Origin of the sequence: Streptomyces sp. NPDC050509, from assembly GCF_044457965.1 — a bacterium.
Lineage (GTDB): Bacteria > Actinomycetota > Actinomycetes > Streptomycetales > Streptomycetaceae > Streptomyces.
On sequence record NZ_JBITHL010000002.1, the window covers coordinates 129,254 to 150,654 of the forward strand.

Below are 21,401 nucleotides of genomic sequence, written 5' to 3' on the forward strand. Positions count from 1 at the left end.
GCGATTCACTGGAAAAGATGTGGCGCCGTCCGTCCGCACCGGAGCCACGACCGATAGTCCGCGACGCTTCCCACGCGCACCTCACGCACGCAGGTATTTCATCAATCCCCGTTCTAGGGAGAGTACGAAGATGCCGCGTCCCGCTGCCCGGATTTTCGCCGGAGACCACCCCGTCACCTGGATCGGCGCCAATTTCTGGTCGCGTACCGGAGGGCCGCTGATGTGGCGCTCGTACCGCGGCGAGGTGGTCGACGAGGAGCTGCGGGTGCTGCGCGACCACGGGCTCAACATGACCCGGTCGTTCTTCTACTGGCCGGACTTCATGCCGGAGCCCGACCGGATCGACGAGCGGCTCTGCGCCCACTACGCGGACTTCCTGGACCGCCACCACGACCTCGGCATGACCACCGTCCCCACCTTCCTCGTGGGCCACATGTCCGGCGAGAACTGGGACCCCGCCTGGCGGGGCGGCCGTGACCTCTACACCGATGTCTGGCTGGTGTCCCGGCAGGCGTGGTTCGCCCGCGAGATGGCGGCCCGCTTCAAGGACCATCCGGCCGTGGCGGGGTGGCTGGTCTCCAACGAGATGCCGATCTACGGACGGGCGGGCGCCGCGCGGGAGGAGGTGTACGCCTGGGCCCAGCTCGTCGTGGACGGCGTACGGGCGTCGGGCGCCCGGCAGCCGGTCTCGCTCGGCGACGGCGCCTGGGGCCTGGAGAACTCCGGCCACGACAACGGCTTCCGGCTGCGGGACTGCGCCGCCCTCACCGACTGGCTGGGCCCGCACGTCTACCGGATGGAGGACGACCCCGTCCGCCAGCACTACGCGGCGGCCTGGGTGTGCGAACTGACCGGTGGTTTCGGACTCCCCGTCGTCCTGGAGGAGTTCGGGCTCACCTCCGACTTCGCGTCAGGGCCGCACGCCGCCCGCTACTACCGCCAGGCGCTGCACAACAGCCTGCTGGCCGGCGCCACCGGCTGGATCGCCTGGAACAACACCGACTACGACACCCTGCGCGAGCAACCGCCCTACTCGCACCACGCCTTCGAGATGCACTTCGGTCTCACCGACAGCGCGGGCACCCCCAAACCCCAGCTCAAAGAGGTCCGCGCCTTCGCCGAACTGCTGGAGCGCGTCGACTTCGGCCACTGCGTCCGGCCCGGCACCGACACCGCGCTGGTGATCTCCTCGTACCTGGACACGCTCTACCCCTTCACCCGGGAGGAGGACCGCTCGTACGTGGAGAGGACCGGGCGGCAGGCCTGGATCAGCTCCCGGCTGGCCGACGCCCCCGCGACCGTCGTACGGGAGAGCGACGGCATCGTGGACGGCCACCGGCTCTATCTGCTGCCCTCCACCAAGCAGTTGCTCTCGCCGAGCTGGTACCGGCTGGAGGAGCTGGCCCGCGGCGGCGCGACCGTCTACGTCTCCTACTCGCCCGGCGCCCACGAGGAGCAGCGCGGCCCCTGGTACGCGCATCTCGACCGGCTCTTCGGGGTCCGGCACACCCTGGAGTACGGGCTGGTCGACCCGATCGAGGACGACACCGTCGAACTCACCCTGACCCGGCCCTTCGGCACCCTCGCCGAGGGCGACACCCTCTCCTTCCGTACGGCCGGCACGCCCAGCAGCCGGGTCTTCCTGCCCGTGGAGCCGTACGGCGCCGAAGTGCTGGCCACCGACGGGCGGGGCCGCCCCGCGCTGCTGCTGCGCGAGACCGGCGCGGGCGCCATGGTGCTGTGCACCTACCCGCTGGAGCACATGGCCTCCGTCACCCCGCGTGTCAACCCGGAACAGACGGTACGGCTGTACGACGCGCTCGCCGCGTACGCGGGGGTGCGCCGCCCGGTGACCGTGGACGACCTGAGGGTGGCGGTCGACCTGCTGGACCACGAGGACGGTCGCCGCTACGTCTGGCTGGTGAGCCAGGGCCGGGAGGAACTGCTGGTCAAGCCCGCCGTCGAGGCCGGGCTGCGGCTGACGGAACTGGACGGCTCGGCCGCGGACGAGGTCACCCTGGAGCCGTACGGGGTACGGGTGCTGCGGCTGGTCGGGGCAGGCTGAGCGGGGTGGCGGTGGGCTCACTGGGCTCATACAGGTTCGTCGTCCATACTTCCTGCCGTGGAGCAGCGCATAGATCCGAAAATCCAGACCGAGTTCGCCGCGGGGACAGACCCGGCGTACATCCCCGGTCTCGTGGCCCCCTCCCCGCCGAGGCAGGCGGAGACGGACCCCGGGCGGGCCGAGGACGAGAGCGAGGAGACGGCCGCCGACGACGACGCGACCGCTCCGGTGACGGCGGAGAAGGGAGAGGAGCAGCCGGAGGAGAAGGAACAGGAACCGGACGAGCAGGACGAGCAGGGAGCGAAGGACGGTAAGGCCGAGAAGGCCGGGGCCGACCCGGGGGGCGACACCGCCCCGGAGGACGGGCCCGTCTTCGAGGTCAGCGACCGCCGCGGCTCGATCACCGCGGACCGGGAGGGCGTCCGGTTCCGGCTGGACGACCAGGAGGCCGAGTTCGACTGGGACGAGATCGGCGCGGTCGAGGTCAAGACCCCCCGGTTCGGGCGCCGGTTCACGGTCACGGTCCACATCTCCTCCCGCCGCTGGTTCGACGCCGAGGTGGAGGCGCCGGCCAAGAAGCTCCTCACGGAGTGGGAGGCGGAGCTGGACAAGGTCCTGGACGCCTACTTCGAGGAGTCCTGACCGGGGAGTCCGACGGTCACCCGCGGCGCCCGACGGCCGCCCGCCCGCACGGGTGGGCGGCCGTTTCCGGCGGCGGCGCCGCCCCCGGAAGGTTCCTCAGCCGGTGAGGACGCGCAGCGGAGCGCCCGCGTGGAACGCCGCGATGTCCTCGGCCGCCTGACCGTAGAACACCTCGTAGGTGGCCTCGGTGACATAGCCGAGGTGCGGGGTCAGGACCGTACGGGGGAGCGTGCGCAGGACATCGTCGGCGGGCAGCGGCTCCATGTCGTACACGTCGAGGCCCGCCCCGGCGATCCGGCCGTCGCGCACCGCCTCGACCAGCGCGGCGGTGTCGATCAGCGGGCCCCGTGAGGTGTTGACGAGCAGGGCCGTCGGCTTCATCCAGGACAGCTCCGGGGCGCCGATCAGCCCCGTACTGCGCGCACCGAGCTTGTAGTGGACGGTGACGACATCGGCCCGCGAGAACAAGGTCCGCTTGTCGACCGGCTCCACGCCCGCCGCCACGGCCCGCTCCGCGTCCAGATTGCTGCTCCAGGCGAGGACCCGCATCCCGAACGCGGCGCCGATCGCGGCGACCCGGGAACCGAGCCGCCCCAGCCCGACGACACCGAGCGTACGGCCGTGCAGATCGCGGCCGATCGTCGTCTGCCAGCCGCCCTCGCGTATCCCGGCCGACTCCGCGGGGATGTTCCGGGCCAGCGAGAGAATCAGCCCCCAGGTCAGCTCCGCGGTGGCGTGCGGCACCGCCTCCGTGCCGCAGACCGTCACCCCGTGCCGCCGGGCCGCCGCCAGATCCACCGACGCGTTCGCCATGCCCGTGGTCACCAGCAGCCGCAGCGCGGGCAGCCGGTCGAACAACTCGGTGGTGAACGGCGTGCGTTCACGCATGATGACCACCACGTCGAAACCGGCCAGCGCCGTGCTCACCGCGGCCACGCCGGACAGCGGCTCGTGGAAGAAGACCACCTCGCCGCCGAGCGCGTCCCAATCGGCGAAGCGACGGGCGGCCCGCTGGTAGTCGTCGAGGACGGCGATACGCATGGATGGCTCCTTCACACGGAAACTCGGGCCGGTCCCGGCTCGTACGGGACCACGGGTACGGCGTGCCGGGTACTGGGCGGAAGTCAACACGATGGGCCGGGGCCGCGCCGGACCGGCCGGGCGCCAGGGCGGGGCGCGGCACCCTCCTCCGATCCGTGCGGAGGAGGAGAATGGCTCCATGAGGGCCGATCGCCTGGTGGCGACGCTGCTGCTCCTCCAGTCGCGTGGGCGGGTGACCGCGACCGAGGTGGCGGCGGAACTGGCCGTGTCCGAACGTACGGCGCGCCGCGACCTGGAGGCGCTGGCGACCGCCGGAATCCCCGTCTACCCGCAGCGCGGGCGGGGCGGCGGCTGGGCGCTGGTCGGCGGGGCGCGGACGGATCAGGGCGGGCTGACCGTCGGCGAGCTCCGTGAGCTGTTCCTGATCACGGACGGGCCCGGTGTGCCGCCCTCCCCGCACGAGGGCGGCACACCGCACCTCAGAGCGCTCGAACGCGCCGTCGTGGACGGGACACAGGTCCGCCTCGGGTACGAGCGGCCCGAGGGGCCGCCCGAGGAGCGGATCGTCCATCCGCTGGGCCTCGCGACCAAGGCCGGGGTCCGCTACCTCGTCGCGGGCACCGGCGCCGACCGGGGCGCGGGCGGCCTGCGGATCTTCCGGCTCGGCCGGGTTACCTCCGTCGAGCCGACCGGCGCCCCCGTCGTCCGCCCGGAGGGGGTCGACCTCGCCGCGGTCTGGCGCTCCCTCGCCTCGACCGTGGAGGAGCGGATGCGTGCGGCGACCGTACGGGCCCGGGCCGAGCGCGGTGCCGAGGCCGCCCTGCGCGCGCTGTTCGCCGGGCGGCTGCGGCTCGGCGGACCGCTGGCCCACGGCTGGATGGCGTTCGAGGTCGACGGCCCGTCGCCACAGGCCCTGGCCGCGCAACTGGCCGGGCTGGGCTCCAGGATCGAGATCCTCGCGCCCCGGGAGGCCCGGGAACACCTGGCGCGCCTCGCCGCCGAACTGGCCGCGCTCTACGGGCCGCCGACCGCGCCCCGTGCCAGGTGACGGCGGACCGCACCAGGTAACGAGTCGATTTCCCGGGTTAATTTCCGCGCACAAGGGGTTGGCGGGGGAGTGATGCCTGGCTATCGTTCACGCACTTCACCCAATCGTTCAGCGGAACGAATCAATGCGAAGGGTGTCCGGTACATGTCCGACACTTACCGACGAACGGCCCCCGGGGCGGCAGGCCGGGCCGGGAACGCCGGGGCAGCCGGACCGCCCCGGCGCTCACTGCTCGCCGCCGCGGCGGCCGGCGGCGCGGCCCTCGGCGCCTCCTGGCTGCTCACCGGCTGCTCCGGCGGCGCCGGATCCGGGGCGCCGACGGGCGCCGTGCCCGACGCCGCGCCCGCAGGACGGCCCGACCGCGGCGGCACCCTGCGCATCGCCAGGCCGCCCGCCTCCGAGGCCGAGACCCTGGACCCGGCGAGCGCGCTCTCCGCGTACGAATACCTCGGCGCCCTCTACAACCGGCTCGTCCGGGTCGGCCCCGACGGCCTGCTCGCCCCCGACCTCGCCGAGTCCTGGGAACCGGACGACCAGGCCCGTACCTGGACCTTCCGGCTCCGCCGCGGCCTCACCTTCCACGACGGCCGCGCCTTCACCTCCGCCGACGCCGCCTACACCCTGCGCCACATCCTCGACGCGGCGACCGCCTCACCGCAGGCTGCCGTCCTCGCCCCGCTCATCGACCCGAAGACGCTCCGCACCCCCGACGCACACACCCTCGTCGTCCCGCTGAAGACCCCGAACGCCGAGTTCCCCAGCCTGCTGACGCACTACAACTGCTATGTCATCCCCGACGGCAGCGCCCGCTCCATCGGCCGTACCGGCATCGGCACCGGCCCCTTCAAGCTGACGTCCTTCACCGCCGCCGGACCCGGCCGCGTCACCGCCCACACCGAGCACTGGGCCGGCCGGCCCGTCCTCGACGCCATCGAGTTCTACTCCGTCGCCGACATGCAGGCCCGCTCGAACGCCCTGCTCGCCGGGCAGGTCGACCTGCTCTCCCAGACCAATCTGGACTTCGCCACCGCCCGGGTCGTCGCCGCCTCCGACCGGGCCACCATCGCCCGCGTCAAGGACGCACAGTGGTACGTCCTGCCGATGCTCACCACCGAGAAGCCCTTCACCGACGTCCGCGTCCGCCAGGCGATGAAGCTCGCCTACGACCCCGAGCACGTCCTCAAGGTCGCCCTCCAGGGCGCCGGCACCCTCGGCTGGGACAACCCCGTACCGCCCAGCGACCCCAACCATCTCGCCGACCACCCCGTCCACGACCCGGAGAAGGCCCGGCATCTCCTCAAGAAGGCGGGCCAGGAACGGCTGGCGGTCGACCTCTACACCTCGTCCTACGACCCGATCTTCACGCCCATGGCCCTCGCCTACCAGGAGTCGGCCCAGCGGGCCGGCATCCGGATCAGGGTCAAGACCGCGTCGGCGGACTCGTACTACACCCAGATCTGGATGAAGAAGCCGCTCATGGCCACCTACTGGTTCACCGGCCGCCCCGTCGACCAACTCCTCAACCAGGTCTTCCGCAGCGGCTCCGGCTACAACGAGACCGCCTGGTCGGACAAGGGGTTCGACGCGCTGCTCGACCGGGCCAGGCGCGAGACCGACGACGCGCGCAGGCGTGAGCTGTACGGCGAGGCCCAGACCTTCGTCATCGACAAGGGCGGGGCGATGACCCCGATGTTCGCGGACCGGCTCGTCGGCATCTCCCGCGCCGTGCGCGGCTACGCCGAGCACGGCTTCGAGTTCGACTACCTCGGCATCGGCCTGAAGGGAGCCTGAGACCACCGTGTTCACCTTCGTGGCCCGCCGCGTCGTCACCGCGATCGGCACCCTCCTGCTCTCCTCCGTCCTCGTCTTCCTCGCCGTCCAGGCGCTGCCCGGCGATGTCGCCACCCAGGTTCTCGGCAAGGACGCCACCCCCTCCGCCGTCGCCGCGCTGCGCGACAAGCTCCATCTCGACCAGCCCGCCTGGGAGCGCTACTTCGCGTGGGTCAAGGGCGCCGTACAGGGCGACTTCGGCACCTCGCTCGTCTCCGGCAAGGCCGTGGGCGGCGAGGTCGCGCAGTACCTCGGCAACTCCCTGCTGATCGCCGCCGTCACCGTCCTGTTCGCCGTCACCGGCTCCCTCGTCCTCGGCGTCGTCGCCGGGTACTACCGCGACCGCTGGCCCGACCACCTCATCTCCACGGTCAGCCTGGTCGGGATGAGCGTCCCCGAGTTCGTCGTGGCGACCGTCCTCGTCCTCGCCTTCTCCGTCGCCCTCCCGCTCTTCCCCGCGGTCGTGCTCTACGGGCCCGGCGCCACCACCGGACAACTGCTGCCCGCGGTCTGGCTGCCCGCCGTCTCGCTCGCCGTGGTGATGGCCGCGTACATCGTGCGTATGGCCCGCACCTCCGTGATCGACGTGATGGCGAGCGAGTACGTCACCACCGCCCGCCTCAAGGGCCTCTCCTCCTGGCGCGTGGTCACCCGGCACGCCCTTCCCGGCGCCCTGCTGCCCACGCTCCATGTGATCGCCCTCAACGTGGCCTGGCTGATCGGCGGTGTCGCCGTCGTCGAGAACGTCTTCAACTACCCGGGCATCGGCAAGCTGATGCTCTCCTCCGTGCAGAACCGCGACCTGCCCGTCCTCCAGGCCATCGCCCTCATCAGCGCGGTCGGGTACGTCCTGTGCAACCTCGCCGCCGACCTCGGCGCGATGGCCCTGAACCCCAAGCTCCGTACCCGCGGCGGGCGGACTCGATGAGCTCGATGAGTGAGGACCCGATGAGTTCCGTGAGTTCCCCGAGTTCCGCGCGGCCACCCGTGACGGCGGGCGCGCCGCCCGTACGCCCGGGCTTCGCGGCCCGCGCCTGGCGGACCGTACGCTCCTCCCGCGCCGCCTCCCTCGGCCTCGCCGTCGTCGCCGTCCATGTGGCCGTCGCCCTGCTCGCCCCGCTCCTCACCCCGTACGCGCCCACCGTGGGCGACTCCTCGCGCGCCCTGCTCGGACCGGGCGCGGACCACTGGGCCGGCACCGACCAGTACGGGCGCGACGTCCTCACCCGCGTGCTGTACGGCGGGCGGTACGCGCTCGGCGTCTCCGTCGCCGCGACCCTGCTGACCGTCGCCCTCGGCACCGTCCTCGGCTGCGCCACGGCCCTGCGCGGCGGCCGGCTCGACGACGCGCTGATGCGGGTGCTGGACGCCGTGCTCTCCGTCCCGTCGATCCTCGCCCTGCTCGTCATCGTCACCGCGCTCGGCTCGGGCCCGGGCGTCATCGTGCTGGCCGTCGCCGTCGTCCACGTACCGCAGGTGGTACGGGTCGTGCGCGGCGCGGCCCTCGCCGTCGTCCCCGCGGACTACGTCACCGCCGCGCGCGCCCGAGGCGAGTCGACCTGGTCGATCCTGCGCCGCGAGGTGCTGCCCAACATCACCGACGTGGTGTGCGTCGAGTTCGCCATGCGCGCCTCCTGGGTCGTGCTGCTGATCAGCTCCCTGTCCTTCCTCGGCTTCGGCGCCAACCCGCCCACCCCCGACTGGGGGCTGATGGTCGCGGAGAACCGCACCGCCATCACCGTCGTACCGATGGCCAGCCTCGCCCCGATCATCGCCCTGGCCACCCTCGTGGTCGGGCTCAACCTCGCCGCCGACGGCCTGTCCAAGGCGTGGGGCGTCGACCGGATCCGGGAGGGTTCCTGATGACCACGCACGCGACCGGCGGCGCCGCCGCCCGTACGACCGACCGGGGCGCCGCGCTGGTCTCGGTGACCGGCCTCCATGTCGCCTACCGCTCCGGCGGAGCCGACGTGCCTGTCGTCCGCGATGTCACCCTCGACGTCCTGCCCGGCCGGACCCTCGCCCTGGTCGGCGAGTCCGGCAGCGGCAAGTCCACCGTCGCCGCCACGCTCCTGGGCCACCTGCGCCACGGGTCCCGGATCACCGCGGGCACCGTACGCGTCGACGGACAGGACGTCTTCGCGCTGCCGCCCCGGGAACTGCGCCGGCTGCGCGGCGGTACGGTCGCGATGGTCGCCCAGAACGCGGGCCACGCGCTCACCCCCTCCATGCGCGTCGGCCGGCAGATCGCCGAGGCGCTGCGCGACGAGGACGCCGCCCGCCACTCGGTGGCGGACCTCCTCGAACAGGTCCGGCTGCCGCGCCCCGCCGAGATCGCCCGCCGCTATCCGCACGAACTCTCCGGCGGACAGCAGCAGCGCGTCGCCATCGCCATGGCCATCGCCGCCCGGCCCCGGGTCCTGGTCCTGGACGAACCGACGACCGGCCTGGACGTCGTCACCCAGCGCGGTGTCCTCGACCTGATCGGCGCCCTGCGCGACGAACTCGGCCTCGCCGCCGTCCTGGTCAGCCACGACCTCGGCGTGGTCGCGCACATGGCCGACCAGGTCACCGTGTTGCGCGCGGGCCGCGTCGTGGAGAGCGCGCCCACGCGCCGGCTCTTCGGCGAGCCCGCCGAGCCGTACACGCGTAGGCTGCTCGCCGCCGTCCCGCGCCTCGCGGACGACGGCCTCGCGCTGGTCGGCGAGGACGGCACCCGCGAGATCCGCCCCCGGGCCGTGCTGCCCGACGACGCCCCCGAGGCCGTCGCCGTACGGGACGTCACCATCGACTACGGGGCCGCCCGCGCCGTCCACGGCGTCTCGTTCCGGGTACGGCGCGGCGAGATCGTGGCGCTCGTCGGGGAGTCCGGCAGCGGCAAGTCCACGCTCGCGTGGTCGCTGGCCGGGCTGCGCGCCCCGTCCGGCGGCACGATGACGGCGGCCGGCGGCCAGGGTGAGGGCGGGCCCGGTGACGGAGGCCACGGCGACGGACGCCACGGCGACGGGGATCTCACCGCGCCGTCCCGCAAGCGCCCCCGCGACCTGCGCCGCACGATCCAGCTCGTCTTCCAGAACGCCGACACCTCGCTCAACCCCCGCCGCTCGGTGGGCGACGCGGTACGCCGCCCGCTGCGCGTCTTCGGTACGGCGACCTCCCGCGCCGACGCGGCGGTACGGGCCCGCCGCCTCATCGCCGACGTACACCTCCCCCCGGAGTTCGCCGACCGGCTGCCCGCGCAGCTCTCCGGCGGCCAGCGGCAGCGGATCGGCATCGCACGGGCGCTGGCGGGCGAGCCCGACGTGCTCATCGCGGACGAGATCACCACCGCGCTCGACGTCTCCGTCCAGGCCGAGGTCCTGCGGCTCCTGGACGACCTGCGCAGGGAGCGCCGGCTGGCCTGTCTCTTCATCAGCCACGACCTGGCGGTGGTCCGCGGCATCGCGGACCGGGTCCTGGTGCTGCGGCACGGCGTGGTGGTGGAGGAGGGCCCCACGGACGCGGTGTTCACGGCGCCGGCCCACCCGTACACGCGCCGGCTCATGGCCGCCGCGCTGGAGCCCGATCCGGAGGCGGAGCGGGTGGAGGTGCCGCAGGAGGAGTGGCAGGACGCGGCGTCCGGGGACGACGTCTGGACGGAGATCACCAGCCGCCACCGCATCCGCCGCTGGCGCCCGGCGGGCGCCTGACCCCGGGGTCAGGCCCCGGGGCCCGGTCCTCACAGCCAGAGAGACAAGAGGTAAAAACACCCATGCGGTACCGCGAGACGTACGACCGGCGGATCCACTCCGAGGACGTCTGGATCCCCACCCGGGACGGCACCCGGCTGCACGCCCGGATCTGGCGGCCCGTGGACGCGGCGGCCGATCCCGTACCCGCCCTGCTGGAGTACCTGCCGTACCGCAAGAGCGACTGGACCGCGCCCCGGGACGCCCAGCGCCACCCCTGGTACGCCGGGCACGGCTACGCGTCCGTACGCGTCGATCTGCGCGGCAGCGGGGACTCCGAGGGCGTCATGCTCGACGAGTACACCGAGACCGAGCTGGCCGACGGCGTCGATGTCGTCAACTGGCTGGCCGCGCAGGACTGGTGCACCGGCAAGGTCGGCATGTTCGGGATCTCCTGGGGCGGTTTCAACTCCCTCCAGATCGCCGCCCTGCGCCCCGAACCGCTCAAGGCGATCGTCACCGTCTGCTCCACCGACGACCGCTACGACAACGACGTCCACTACATGGGCGGCGCCGTCCTCGGGATCGACATGCTCGCCTGGGCCGGCACGATGCTCGCGTTCACCGCCCGGCCGCCGGACCCCGCGCACGTCGGCGCGGACCGCTGGCTGCCCCTGTGGCGCGAACGGCTCGACGCGATCACCCCGTACCTCCACACCTGGCTGGACCACCAGGAGCGGGACGACTACTGGCGTCACGGCAGCGTCTGCGAGGACTACTCCGCCATCGACGCCGCCGTCCTCGCGGTCGGCGGCTGGGCCGATCCGTACCGGGACACCGTGCTGCGGCTCGTCGAGCGGCTGGACGCGCCCGTACGCGGGCTCATCGGCCCCTGGTCGCACCAGTACCCCGACCGGGGCCTGCCGCCGGGACCGGCGATCGGCTTCCTCCAGGAGACGCTGCGCTGGTGGGACCAGCACCTCAAGGGCGCCGACACCGGGGTCATGGCCGAGCCCGCCCTGCGCGCCTGGATCAACGACCCCGTCCCGCCCGCCACCTCGTACGCGACGATGCCGGGCCGCTGGGTCGGCGACGACTCCTGGCCGTCACCCGCCGTCACCTGGGAGGAACGCCCCCTCGGCGACGCCGGGGCGGGCCCCGTGACCGTGCGCTCGCCGCACCACACCGGGCTCGACGCGGGCCGCTTCTTCCCCTTCGGCAACCCCACCGACCTGCCGCCCGACCAGCGGGAGGAGGACGGCCGCTCCGTCTGCTTCGACTCCCCGCCGCTGACCGCGCGGACCGAGATCCTCGGCCGGCCCCGGGTCCGGCTGCGGCTCGACTCCGCCACCCCGCGCGCCCATGTCATCGCCCGGGTCTGCGATGTCGCCCCCGACGGCTCGTCCACCCTCGTCACCCGGGGCGTGCTCAACCTGCTCTCCCGCCACGGCCGGGACCGGGCGGACGCGTGGGTGCCCGGCACCTTCGAGGACGTGGAGTTCGAACTGAACGCCACCGGCTACGCCTTCCCGCCGGGCCACCGCGTCCGCGTCGCCGTCTCCGACACGTACTGGCCGTGGGTCTGGCCGCACGGCGAGCGCGGGGCGCTGACCGTGCTCCCCGGCGAGAGCTCCGTCCTGCTGCCCGTACGGGATCCGGCGTACGACGCGGGCCGCGCCCCGGTCCGCTTCGAGGAGCCGGAGCAGGCCGTGCCGCTCGCGGTGACCGTGGACGCTCCGGACCCGGCCGCCCCGCCGCGCCCGGAGCGGGTCGTACGGCACGATGTCGCCACCGGCGAGTGGACCCTGGAGGTCGACCCGAACTACGGCGGGTCCAGGACCTACCCGGACGGTCTGCGGTACGAGGAGAGCGCCCGCGAGGTCTACCGTATCCGCGCGGACGATCCCCTGTCGGCCGTGGCGGCCTCCCGGTGGACGATCCGGCTGCGGCGCCCGGACGGCTGGGACGCTTACCTCACGACCAGTACGGAACTACGCGCCACGGCAACGGAGTTCATCATGGACAGCACCCTCGTAGCGCGGGCGAACGGAGAGACAGTGGCCGAGCGGTCATGGCACAGGACCACCCCCAGGACATCCGGATGACGGGCAGAACGCCACGGCGGGCCGTCGCCGCCGCCAGCCGGACCCGTCAGCCGACCGAGGTACGCCGCCGCCTCATCGCGGAGGCGGCGGTGCCGCTCATCGCGGAGCGCGGTTCGGCGGCCGTCGGGGTACGGGACGTAGCGGCGGCGGCCGGGGTGTCGGTCGGCACGGTGACGTACCACTTCGAGAGCGTGCAGGAAGTGCTCTCCGCGGCGATGGTGCTGCACATCGAGCGCTACTACGCCGCGCTCAGCGCCTCCGCGGACCAGGCCACCCGGGCGGCGCAGGGGCTGCGGCTGCTGATCGACGCGCTCTTCACCGACCACACCGACCGGCACTGGCGCATGTGGTTCGACTACTGGAACGCGGGCGAACGGGACCAGGCGTTCGCGCGCGGCCAGGCGGCGCGGTACGAGAGCTGGCACGGCGAGATCCGCGCGCTGGTCGAACGCGGCCGGGACGAGGGGGACTTCACCTGCGAGGACCCGGCCGACTTCGCCGTGCGCTTCGCCGCGCTCGCCGACGGACTCGCGCTCCAGCGGCTGCGCCAGTCCCCGCCGCTCACCACACCGGACGCGCGCCGCCATCTCTACCGGCTGGTCGAGGTGGAGCTGGAGCGGGGGGCCTGACACCGCGGCCGTGGTGGCGGTCGGGCCGGGGGCTCAGAGCGCGGGTTCCGCCGCGGCCTCGGCCACCGGCTCGGACTTCCGCGCCCGGTACGCCATCCACGCGGCGACCAGCGCGCCCGACACGTTGTGCCACACCGAGAACACGGCGGCGGGCAGCGCGGCCAGCGGGCTGAAGTGCGCGGTCGCCAGCGAGGCGGCGAGGCCGGAGTTCTGCATGCCGACCTCGAAGGCCATGGCCCGGCTCGCGGGCGGGCCGAGCCTGGCCAGCTTGCCCGCGCCGTATCCGAGCGCCAGCCCGAGGCCGTTGTGCAGGACGACGGCGACGAACACCAGCAGGGCCGCGGACTTGATCGCGGCGGAGCTGCCCGCCACCACGACCGCGACGATCACGGCGATCGTCGCCGCCGACAGCCAGGGCAGCGCCCCCAGCACCCGGTCGACGTACCGCCCCGCCAGCAGCCGGACCGCCAGCCCCGCGAGGACCGGCAGCAGCACGGTCTTCAGGATGTCGGTGACCATCGAGCCCGCGTCGACCGGCAGGAACTCGCCCGCCAGCAGCAGCGTCAGCGGCGGGGTCACCAGCGGCGCCAGCACCGTCGAGACGGTGGCGACCGAGACCGAGAGTGCCACGTCGCCCCGCGCGAGATACGTCACCACGTTGGACGCGGTACCGCTCGGCGCACAGCCGACCAGGATCACGCCCGCCGCCAACTGGGGCGGCAGATCGAGGGCGTTGGCGATCAGCCAGCCGAGCCCCGGCATGATCACGTAGTGCGCGACCAGGCCGAGCCCGACCGCCCACGGCCGCCTGGCCACCCCTTCGAAGTCCTTCGGCGTCATGGTCAGCCCCATGGCGAACATGACGACGCCCAGCAGGTACGGCACCGATACCGACCAGCCCGCGAAGGTGCCCGGGGTCAGCAGCCCCAGGGCGCCCGCGGCGAGCACGAGGACGGGGAAGACGGTGACCGCGCGCCGCGCCGCCCGGTCGGTGGCGTCGGCGGGGGTGACCGGCGTGGCCGGGGCGGCCGGGGTCACGGGGGTGGTCTCGGTGGGGGAGTCTTGTTCGGATCGCACGGCGCGATGCAACGCCTCGGCGCCGCCCCGCGCAACACCGTCTCGCCATGTGGTCAGGAGTGACCACGGAGCGGGACGGTATCGGGGGTGCCGGACGGTCCGTACCAGCGGTCGGGCAGCGGTCAGGTGTACTGGTTGGCTGGCTCCCAGGGCTGGGTCAGGGGGGCGGTGTGGTGCCAGTGGCTGACGATGCCGTTCCAGTCGGTCTGGGTCGCCATGGAGCTGTCCCACGAGGGGGTGTGGGTCGAGATCTGCTGCCAGGTGATGTCGTCGTTGCTCCGCGGATAGGGCACCGCGTGCCCCGGGGCCGCGCCGGGGGTGTGGCCGCCCAGCTCCGTCTGGGTGACGGCGTCGAGACGCCGGTGCCGGCCGGCCCGGTCCTCGTGCGGCGTGGGCTGGTTGAGCCGGCCCTCGGCGGAGAGCCGCTGGGCCCGGGTGACGAGATGGGCCAGTTCGAGGCCGAACTCCGAGGCCAGTGCGGTCAGATCGAGCCCGGTGTGCCAGCCGCCCACCAGGACCGCGTCCAGCGCGGCCGACCAGGCGGAGTCCGTGACCGGCACGGTGGCGGTCGGGGTGTGCGCGGAGAGCGGGGTCTGGGCGGGCTGCGGCGGGACCGTCTGGTCGGCGCCCGGGTACTCCGTCGGGTGCGAGCCGAACCCGGTGGCCGAGGACCCGGCCGGGGGCTCGGCGGGCGCGGGACCCGCCGTCTGGTGGTCGTCGGGCGACACGGTGAGGAGGTGCTTGGCGACGGTGCGGGCGTCGTCCTTGCCGACGGTGCGCCGGGCGATCCGTACCTCGCGCTCGTTGAGTCCGAGGAGGTTCGCGACGGCGCAGTCGCTCCCGACGGTCACGGCGAACGCCGCGAGCATCCGGGTCCGCCCGGCCTGCGCCTCGTCGAGAATGCCCTGGGCTTCCCGGACCTGGTCGTCACTGCCGCAGAATGCCGCCGCCAGCACGGAGTGACGCTCCCACAACTCTCTGGGTTCCATGACGTGATCAACGGTCATTGGCATCTTATGGGTCGATTTGCCGCTATAGATCACTACATCGAGTGGTGTTTGGTTCAACCACTTATCCCGGGCCGGTCCGGAGCCGAAAAGCGACCCCGGACCATCCCTTCCGTACGGCCTCGGTCGGGTCAGGCGAAGGCGCCGCTGTACGCGTTCAGGGCGGGCTGGCCGCCCAGATGGGCGTAGAGCACCGTCGAGTCCTTGCCGATCTCGCCCGTACGGATCAGATCCATCAGCCCGGCCATGGACTTGCCCTCGTACACCGGGTCGATGATCATCCCCTCCAGGCTTCCGGTGAGCCGGATGGCGTCCATCGTGGACTCGACGGGGACGCCGTAGTGGTCGCCCGCCCAGCCTTCCAGCACGCTGATCTCCTCGTCGCGCAGCTCGCGCCCGAGACCGATCAGCTCCGCCGTGTGGCGGGCGATCCGCTCGACCTGGTCCCGGGTCTCCTCGATCCTGGCGGACGCGTCGATCCCGATGACCCGCCGGGGCCGGTCCTGCCCGGCGAACCCGGCGATCATCCCGGCGTGCGTGGAGCCCGTGACGCTGCACACGACGATCGTGTCGAAGAAGACGCCGTGCTCCGCCTCCTGGCGCTCCACCTCGTACGCCCAGTTGGCGAACCCGAGACCGCCGAGCCGGTGCTCCGAGGCGCCGGCCGGGATCGCGTACGGCGTACCGCCCTCGGCGCGGACCTCGTCCAGCGCCTGCTGCCAGGAGTCCTTGATGCCGATCCCGAAGCCCGCCGAGTCGAGCCGGACATCGGCTCCCATGATGCGGGAGAGCAGGATGTTGCCCACCTTGTCGTTCACGGGGTCGGGCCAGTCGACCCACTTCTCCTGGACGAGCCGGGCCTTCAGGCCGAGATGGGCGGCGACGGCCGCCACCTGGCGGGTGTGGTTGGACTGGTATCCGCCGATCGAGACCAGGGTGTCCGCGCCCTGCTCCAGGATGTCGGGGACGATGTACTCCAGCTTGCGGGTCTTGTTGCCGCCGTACGCGAGCCCGGAGTTGCAGTCCTCGCGTTTGGCCCAGACGGCCGCGCCGCCCAGATGGCCGCTCAGTCGCTCCAGCCTGTGGATCGGGCTCGGGCCGAAGAGCAGCGGATAGCGTGCGAAATCCTCGATGGCCACGGGGGTGTTCCTCTCGCTCGGACCGGGGTGGGGCGTGGGGTGGGTGTGCGGGACGTGCGGGGTGCGGGTGCCGTCGTACGGGGGTCGCTCAGCGGGCGAGGACCAGGCCGTGACCGCCGGACACGAACGGGGAGGCGGGGTCCTCGTCGGCGAGGGTCATCCAGGTCGTGTGCGCGACGGCCGCCGCGGTGGCCGCGTCCCCCGCCGCGCAGGCGTCGATCATCCGGTCGTGCAGGGCTACGGAGCCGAGGCCGGCCTCGGAGGAGAAGCGCACCCGTTCGATGCGGCGCAGCAGCGGCGTGTACTGGTCGAGCACGTCCGTGACGACGGTGTTGGACGCGGCCGTCACACAGATCCGGTGCAGGGCGTCGTCGGCCGCCAGCGCGCCCGTCACGTCGCCCCGCTCCAGCGCCGCCGCGAACGCCTCGTTCTCGGCCCGCATCGCCTCGATGTCCGCCGGGGCGAGTACGGGGACGGCGAGCCGTACGGCCAGCTCGTGCAGGGCCGCCACGACCGGCTGGGCGTCCTGGACGGCCGTGGCGTCGAGCGCGCTCACCCGGGTCGACCGGCCGGGCCTGCTGACCACCAGACCGCTGCGCTCCAGCCGCATCAGGGCCTCGCGGATCGGCGTACGGCTCACCCCGATCCACCGCTCCAGCTCGCTCTCCCTGAGCTGCTCGTCGGGCCGGAGCGTGCCGTCGACGATGGCGTCCCGCAGGGCGGTGAAGGCGCGGTCCCGCAGCAGGACCCGGGAGGTGAGCGAGGTATCGGGAATCGGCATGCAATATATTGCATGCGGCGACGGGGGGCGCTGTCAAGAGCGACGTGGTTCAGGACGGCCGCTGGTCCGTGCCCGGCTGTCCGTCCGGGGCCGTGGCGGGGGGCCAGACCCCGGGGGCGAGGACGCCCGCCACATAGGCGCGCGCGACCAGCGCCGCCCGGTTGCCGACGCCCCAGCGCCGGGAGAGCCGGCCCAGGTGGTACGTGACGCCGTCGACGGTCAGCCCGACCGCCCTCGCGACCTGTGCCGTCGTACAACCGCCCGCCACGAGCGCGAGGATCCGCGCCTCGGCCGCACTGGCCCCGCCGCCCCGTGCGTCCGGCGGGACGGGGTCCGGGCCGGCGGCGGCGCGTTCCCCGTGCGCCCGCAGCACCAGCAGCAGGACGGGCTCGGCGGCCGGGCTGTCGGCGAGCAGGTCGATCGTCAGCTCTCCGTACCGCTCCGCGCCCCCGGCGGCGGACCAGGACACCTCGACGGGATAGCGCGACCTGCGGCCGTGCCGTACCGCCTCCGCGACGGCGTGGAACTGGTCCGTGCCCGGCGTACGGAAGAGGGCCAGCGCGCTGAGCCCCCGCAGCCGGCCGGGCAGCTCGCCCCACTCCGCGGCCATCGCCGGATTGGCCATCAGCACGTCCCCGTTCGGGGAACACAGCGCGATCGGCACCGGAAGGCGGTCGAAGAGCAGAAAGGTCCGGTTGCGCCAGGCGACCGCGTCACCCTCCCACTCCATGGGCGCCTGTCCGTGCGACACCGCGCCGCCCTTTCTCACAGCCCGACGGCCGGAGCAACCCCGGCCCGTGATCCGACACTACATAAACATGTAGGGGCGGGGCGGTCCAACGCGGCCGGGCCGGGCCAGGGTTGAGGGAGCCGCCGAAGGCTCTCCGGCACCGGCCGGGAGCTCGCCCCACGTCAGCGGAAGGTGATCCCGCACATGACCGAGACCGTGCTCCCGACCAGGACCGCAGCCCCCGACAGCCCCGCGACCTCCGGCGGCTCCGGGGCCGCCGACCGTTCCGGGACCCCCGGAACACCGGAAACCCCCGCGACCGCCGCGGCCCCCGGGACTCTCGATCCCGCCCTCGACCCCGTTCCCGTCGACGATGTCTCGGAGAGCTTCGCGGGCACCCTCCCCGTCCATGTACAGATGGAACTGCTGCGCCGCCACGGCCCGCTCGTCGTGCAGCGCAGGTACGGGCGGGACCTCGTCATGGCGGGCGGCGTCGACGTCGTCACGGAGCTGGCCGACGAGCGGCGGTTCGCCAAGTACGTGGGGGCCGCGCTGGAGAACGTCAGGGAGTTCGCCGCCGACGGACTGTTCACGGCGTACAACGACGAGCCCAACTGGGCCAAGGCGCACGACATCCTGATGCCCGCCTTCTCCCTCGGCTCGATGCGCACCTACCACCCGGTGATGCTGAAGGTCGCCCACCGGGTGACCGGCGCCTGGGACCGGCACGCCGCCGCGGGAACCCCGGTCGACGTCGCCGACGACATGACCCGGATGACCCTCGACACCATAGGACTGAGCGGATTCGGCTTCGACTTCGGCTCGTTCGAGCGGGACGGCACGCACCCCTTCGTGGACGCCATGGTGCGCTGCCTGGACTGGTCCATGAACCGGCTGCTGCGCGCGCCCGACGCCGACCACAGCGCGGCGGACGCGGCGTTCCGCGCCGACGCCGCCCATCTCGCCTCGGTGGTCGACGAGGTCATCGCGGCGCGCACCGCCGCCGGGGGAGCCGACGGGCAGGAGGCACAAGGAGACCAGGAGGCACAAGGAGACCAGGAGGCCCAAGAGGCACAAGGGGCACAGGAGGCCCAGGATCTGCTGGGGCTGATGCTCACCGCGTCCCACCCCTCCGACGGCACCACCCTCTCCCTGGAGAACATCCGCAACCAGATCATCACCTTCCTGATCGCCGGTCACGAGACCACCTCGGGCGCGCTCTCCTTCGCCCTCTACCACCTGCTCAAGGACCCGACCGCGCTCCGCCTGGTCCAGCGCGAGGTGGACGAGCTGTGGGGGGACGCCCCCGACCCCGAGCCCACGTACGAGGACGTCGGCCGGCTCCGCTACACCCGCCAGGTCCTCAACGAGGCGCTGCGGCTGTGGCCCACGGCTCCCGGCTTCCAGCGGCAGGCGCGCGAGGACACCGTCCTCGCCGGACGGCTGCCGCTGCGTGCGGGGGAGGGCGTCCTCGTCGTCGTACCGATGCTGCACCGCGACCCCGCGGTGTGGGGCGACAACCCGGAGCTGTTCGACCCCGCCCGTTTCTCCCCGGAGGCCGAGGCGGCCCGTTCCCCGCACGCGTACAAGCCCTTCGGCATCGGTGAACGGGCCTGCATCGGGCGGCAGTTCGCCCTGCACGAGGCCACGATGCTGCTCGGGATGCTCGTGCACCGCTACCGGCTGATCGACCAGGACGACTACCGGCTCACCCTGAAGCAGTCACTGACCATCAAGCCCGACGGCTTCACCCTCACCCCCGTACGGCGCACCCCCGCCGACCGGGCGGCGGGCCGTGCGGCCCTGCCCGCCGGTTCCGCGGGCAGGGCCGGCACGAGCGGCGCCACGGGCGACGGCCAGGGCCCGGCGCGGGAGGCCGGACTTCCCGTACGGGTCCGGCAGGGCACCGGCGTGCTCCTGCTGCACGGCACCAACTACGGCACCTGCCGGGACTTCGCCGGACAGCTCGCCACCGTCGCCGACGGCCTCGGCTGCGCCACCGACGTCGCACCGCTCGACGCGCACACCGCCGCCCTCCCCACCGACCGGTCCGTCGTCATCGTCGCCGCCTCCTACAACGGACAGCCCACCGACGACGCGGCGGCCTTCCTCCGCTGGCTGGAGCAGGCGGAACCCGGCGCCGCCGAAGGGGTCCGCTACGCCGTCCTCGGTGTCGGCGACCGCAACTGGGCCGCCACCTACCAGCGCGTGCCCACGCTCATCGACGACCGGCTCGCCGCGCTCGGCGCGACCCGGCTCACGGCGCGCGCCGAGGCCGACGCCTCCGGCGATCTGACCGGGGCCGTCGACGCCTTCGGCGAGGCGCTGCGCACCGTACTCCTGGAGCACCACGGCGACCCCGAGGCCACCGGGAGCGCCGCGCGGACCGCCGCCGACGACGCCCCCGCCTACACCGTCACCGAGGTCACCGGCGGCCCCCTCGACTCCCTGACCACCCGCCACGGACTGGTCCCGATGACGGTCACGGAGACCGCGTCCCTCACGGATCCCGCCCATCCCCGGGTCAAGCGGTTCGTCCGGCTGGCCCTGCCCGACGGTGTCACCTACCGCACTGGGGACCATCTCACCGTCCTCCCCGCCAACGCCCCCGGCCCGGTCGCCCGCGCCGCCGCGCTGCTCGGCGCCGACCCCGGCACCGTCCTGAACATCGTCGCCAACCGCCCCGTGCGGGGCGGGATCACCGTCGACCGGCCGCTGACCGTACGGGAACTCCTCACCCGCCACGTCGAACTCCAGGACCGCCCCACCGCCGCACACCTGGCCACCCTGGCCGCGCTCAACCCGTGCCCGCCCGAGCGGGCGGCGCTGCGCGCGCTCGCGGACGACGAGGACGCGCGGGCCGCCGACCACCGCACCCTGCTCGACCTGATCGAGGACCACCCCGCCCTGCGCGAGACCCTCACCTGGCCGGTGCTGCTGGAACTGCTGCCACCGCTGCGGCCCCGCACCTACTCCCTCTCCTCCTCGCCGTCGACGAGCCCGCACCACGCCGACCTGATGGTCTCGCTCCTGGACGCCCCCGCCCGTTCGGGACGCGGCGGCCACCGCGGCGTCGGCTCCGGGTATCTCGCCTCGCTGCGGCCGGGGGAGACCGTGCTCGCCCGGGTCCAGCCGTGCCGGGAGGCGTTCCGTCTCCCGCACGACGGGACGACCCCGGTCATCATGATCGCCGCCGGTACCGGTCTCGCGCCCTTCCGCGGCGCCATCGCCGAGCGGCGCGCTCTCGCGGAAGGCGGCGCCCGACTCGCCCCCGCGCTCTGCTACTTCGGCTGCGACAGCCAGGACGCCGACTATCTGCACGCCGGCGAACTGCGTGCGGCGGAACGGGCCGGAGCGGTCAGCATGCGCCCCGCCTTCAGCCACACCCCGGTCGGCGGCCGGCGCTTCGTCCAGCACCGCATCGCGGACGAGGCGGACGAGGTGTGGGCCCTGCTGACCGCCGGCGCCCGTGTCCGGGTCTGCGGCGACGGATCCCGGATGGCGCCCGGCGTCCGGAACACCCTGCGTGAGCTGTACGTACGGCACACCCCCGGCGCCGACGAGAACGCGGCCCAGCAGTGGCTCCAGGAACTCACCGCCCAGGGCCGCTACGCCGAGGACGTCCACACCGGCTGACAC

General features: G+C 73.4%; 16 protein-coding genes. 10 read left to right on the forward strand and 6 right to left on the reverse strand.

Annotated features, from left to right (window positions below):
* Positions 1-130 precede the first annotated feature (130 nt).
* The gene (locus tag ACIBJC_RS05900) at positions 131-2,065 is read left to right on the forward strand and encodes a cellulase family glycosylhydrolase (protein ID WP_399288485.1); all 1,935 of its coding nucleotides are present in this window, start codon (positions 131-133) and stop codon (positions 2,063-2,065) included.
* A 57-nt stretch (positions 2,066-2,122) separates the two neighbouring features.
* Positions 2,123-2,707 carry a hypothetical protein gene (locus tag ACIBJC_RS05905; protein WP_399288488.1) on the forward strand — a complete coding sequence of 195 codons (585 nt, stop codon included), beginning with the start codon at positions 2,123-2,125 and terminating at the stop codon, positions 2,705-2,707.
* Between the two features lie 96 nt (positions 2,708-2,803).
* Here the strand turns inward: ACIBJC_RS05905 and ACIBJC_RS05910 are convergent, their stop codons facing one another.
* On the reverse strand, positions 2,804-3,748 hold the full coding sequence (locus ACIBJC_RS05910) for a D-2-hydroxyacid dehydrogenase family protein (protein ID WP_399288491.1): 945 nt from the start codon (positions 3,746-3,748) through the stop codon (positions 2,804-2,806).
* Positions 3,749-3,926: 178 nt separating this feature from the next.
* Between ACIBJC_RS05910 and ACIBJC_RS05915 the strand changes: the two genes are divergently transcribed.
* The 7 genes from ACIBJC_RS05915 to ACIBJC_RS05945 all read left to right on the forward strand — a co-directional run bounded on the left by ACIBJC_RS05915 (position 3,927) and on the right by ACIBJC_RS05945 (position 13,028).
* The gene (locus tag ACIBJC_RS05915; protein WP_399288494.1) at positions 3,927-4,796 is read left to right on the forward strand and encodes a helix-turn-helix transcriptional regulator; all 870 of its coding nucleotides are present in this window, start codon (positions 3,927-3,929) and stop codon (positions 4,794-4,796) included.
* 144 nt (positions 4,797-4,940) lie between these two features.
* Entirely contained in the window at positions 4,941-6,587 is a 1,647-nt protein-coding gene (locus ACIBJC_RS05920) for an ABC transporter substrate-binding protein (protein WP_399288497.1), read from the forward strand.
* A 7-nt stretch (positions 6,588-6,594) separates the two neighbouring features.
* The gene (locus tag ACIBJC_RS05925; RefSeq protein WP_399288500.1) at positions 6,595-7,554 is read left to right on the forward strand and encodes an ABC transporter permease; all 960 of its coding nucleotides are present in this window, start codon (positions 6,595-6,597) and stop codon (positions 7,552-7,554) included.
* A gap of 29 nt (positions 7,555-7,583) precedes the next feature.
* Complete coding sequence (locus ACIBJC_RS05930; protein ID WP_399288503.1) at positions 7,584-8,489, forward strand: ABC transporter permease; 906 nt, start codon at positions 7,584-7,586, stop codon at positions 8,487-8,489.
* Positions 8,489-10,315 carry a dipeptide ABC transporter ATP-binding protein gene (locus tag ACIBJC_RS05935; protein WP_399288506.1) on the forward strand — a complete coding sequence of 609 codons (1,827 nt, stop codon included), beginning with the start codon at positions 8,489-8,491 and terminating at the stop codon, positions 10,313-10,315. The genes ACIBJC_RS05930 and ACIBJC_RS05935 overlap by 1 nt, the downstream gene beginning before the upstream one ends.
* Positions 10,316-10,377: 62 nt before the next feature.
* Positions 10,378-12,399 carry a CocE/NonD family hydrolase gene (locus ACIBJC_RS05940; protein ID WP_399288509.1) on the forward strand — a complete coding sequence of 674 codons (2,022 nt, stop codon included), beginning with the start codon at positions 10,378-10,380 and terminating at the stop codon, positions 12,397-12,399.
* Positions 12,396-13,028 carry a TetR/AcrR family transcriptional regulator gene (locus ACIBJC_RS05945; protein ID WP_399288512.1) on the forward strand — a complete coding sequence of 211 codons (633 nt, stop codon included), beginning with the start codon at positions 12,396-12,398 and terminating at the stop codon, positions 13,026-13,028. The genes ACIBJC_RS05940 and ACIBJC_RS05945 overlap by 4 nt, the downstream gene beginning before the upstream one ends.
* A 33-nt stretch (positions 13,029-13,061) precedes the next feature.
* On the opposite strand, the gene ACIBJC_RS05950 is transcribed toward ACIBJC_RS05945, so the two are convergent.
* From ACIBJC_RS05950 to ACIBJC_RS05970, 5 genes are all read right to left on the reverse strand, one after another.
* Positions 13,062-14,066, reverse strand: coding sequence for a bile acid:sodium symporter family protein (locus ACIBJC_RS05950; protein ID WP_399289780.1), 1,005 nt, complete (start codon positions 14,064-14,066; stop codon positions 13,062-13,064).
* Positions 14,067-14,227: 161 nt separating this feature from the next.
* A complete protein-coding gene (locus ACIBJC_RS05955) occupies positions 14,228-15,094 on the reverse strand; it encodes a hypothetical protein (RefSeq protein WP_399288515.1) in 867 nt (288 codons plus the stop codon).
* 149 nt (positions 15,095-15,243) lie between these two features.
* The gene (locus ACIBJC_RS05960; protein ID WP_399288518.1) at positions 15,244-16,251 is read right to left on the reverse strand and encodes a 1-aminocyclopropane-1-carboxylate deaminase; all 1,008 of its coding nucleotides are present in this window, start codon (positions 16,249-16,251) and stop codon (positions 15,244-15,246) included.
* A gap of 88 nt (positions 16,252-16,339) precedes the next feature.
* Positions 16,340-17,032: a GntR family transcriptional regulator gene (locus ACIBJC_RS05965; RefSeq protein ID WP_399288521.1), complete on the reverse strand. Its 693-nt coding sequence runs from the start codon at positions 17,030-17,032 to the stop codon at positions 16,340-16,342.
* A gap of 49 nt (positions 17,033-17,081) precedes the next feature.
* Positions 17,082-17,783 (reverse strand): helix-turn-helix transcriptional regulator, encoded by a 702-nt coding sequence (locus tag ACIBJC_RS05970; RefSeq protein ID WP_399288524.1) that lies wholly within the window; start codon positions 17,781-17,783, stop codon positions 17,082-17,084.
* Between the two features lie 183 nt (positions 17,784-17,966).
* On the opposite strand from ACIBJC_RS05970, the gene ACIBJC_RS05975 reads away from it, so the two are divergent.
* Complete coding sequence (locus tag ACIBJC_RS05975) at positions 17,967-21,398, forward strand: cytochrome P450 (protein ID WP_399288527.1); 3,432 nt, start codon at positions 17,967-17,969, stop codon at positions 21,396-21,398.
* Positions 21,399-21,401: the final 3 nt, after the last annotated feature.

Excerpts from the sequence above, each read along its gene's own strand:
- ACIBJC_RS05900 (WP_399288485.1), top strand. The coding sequence starts at position 131 with ATGCCGCGTCCCGCTGCCCGGATTTTCGCCGGAGACCACCCCGTCACC.
- ACIBJC_RS05910 (WP_399288491.1), bottom strand. The coding sequence starts at position 3,748 with ATGCGTATCGCCGTCCTCGACGACTACCAGCGGGCCGCCCGTCGCTTC.
- ACIBJC_RS05915 (WP_399288494.1), top strand. The coding sequence starts at position 3,927 with ATGAGGGCCGATCGCCTGGTGGCGACGCTGCTGCTCCTCCAGTCGCGT.
- ACIBJC_RS05920 (WP_399288497.1), top strand. The coding sequence starts at position 4,941 with ATGTCCGACACTTACCGACGAACGGCCCCCGGGGCGGCAGGCCGGGCC.
- ACIBJC_RS05935 (WP_399288506.1), top strand. The coding sequence starts at position 8,489 with ATGACCACGCACGCGACCGGCGGCGCCGCCGCCCGTACGACCGACCGG.
- ACIBJC_RS05940 (WP_399288509.1), top strand. The coding sequence starts at position 10,378 with ATGCGGTACCGCGAGACGTACGACCGGCGGATCCACTCCGAGGACGTC.
- ACIBJC_RS05945 (WP_399288512.1), top strand. The coding sequence starts at position 12,396 with ATGACGGGCAGAACGCCACGGCGGGCCGTCGCCGCCGCCAGCCGGACC.
- ACIBJC_RS05955 (WP_399288515.1), bottom strand. The coding sequence starts at position 15,094 with ATGGAACCCAGAGAGTTGTGGGAGCGTCACTCCGTGCTGGCGGCGGCA.
- ACIBJC_RS05965 (WP_399288521.1), bottom strand. The coding sequence starts at position 17,032 with ATGCCGATTCCCGATACCTCGCTCACCTCCCGGGTCCTGCTGCGGGAC.
- ACIBJC_RS05975 (WP_399288527.1), top strand. The coding sequence starts at position 17,967 with ATGACCGAGACCGTGCTCCCGACCAGGACCGCAGCCCCCGACAGCCCC.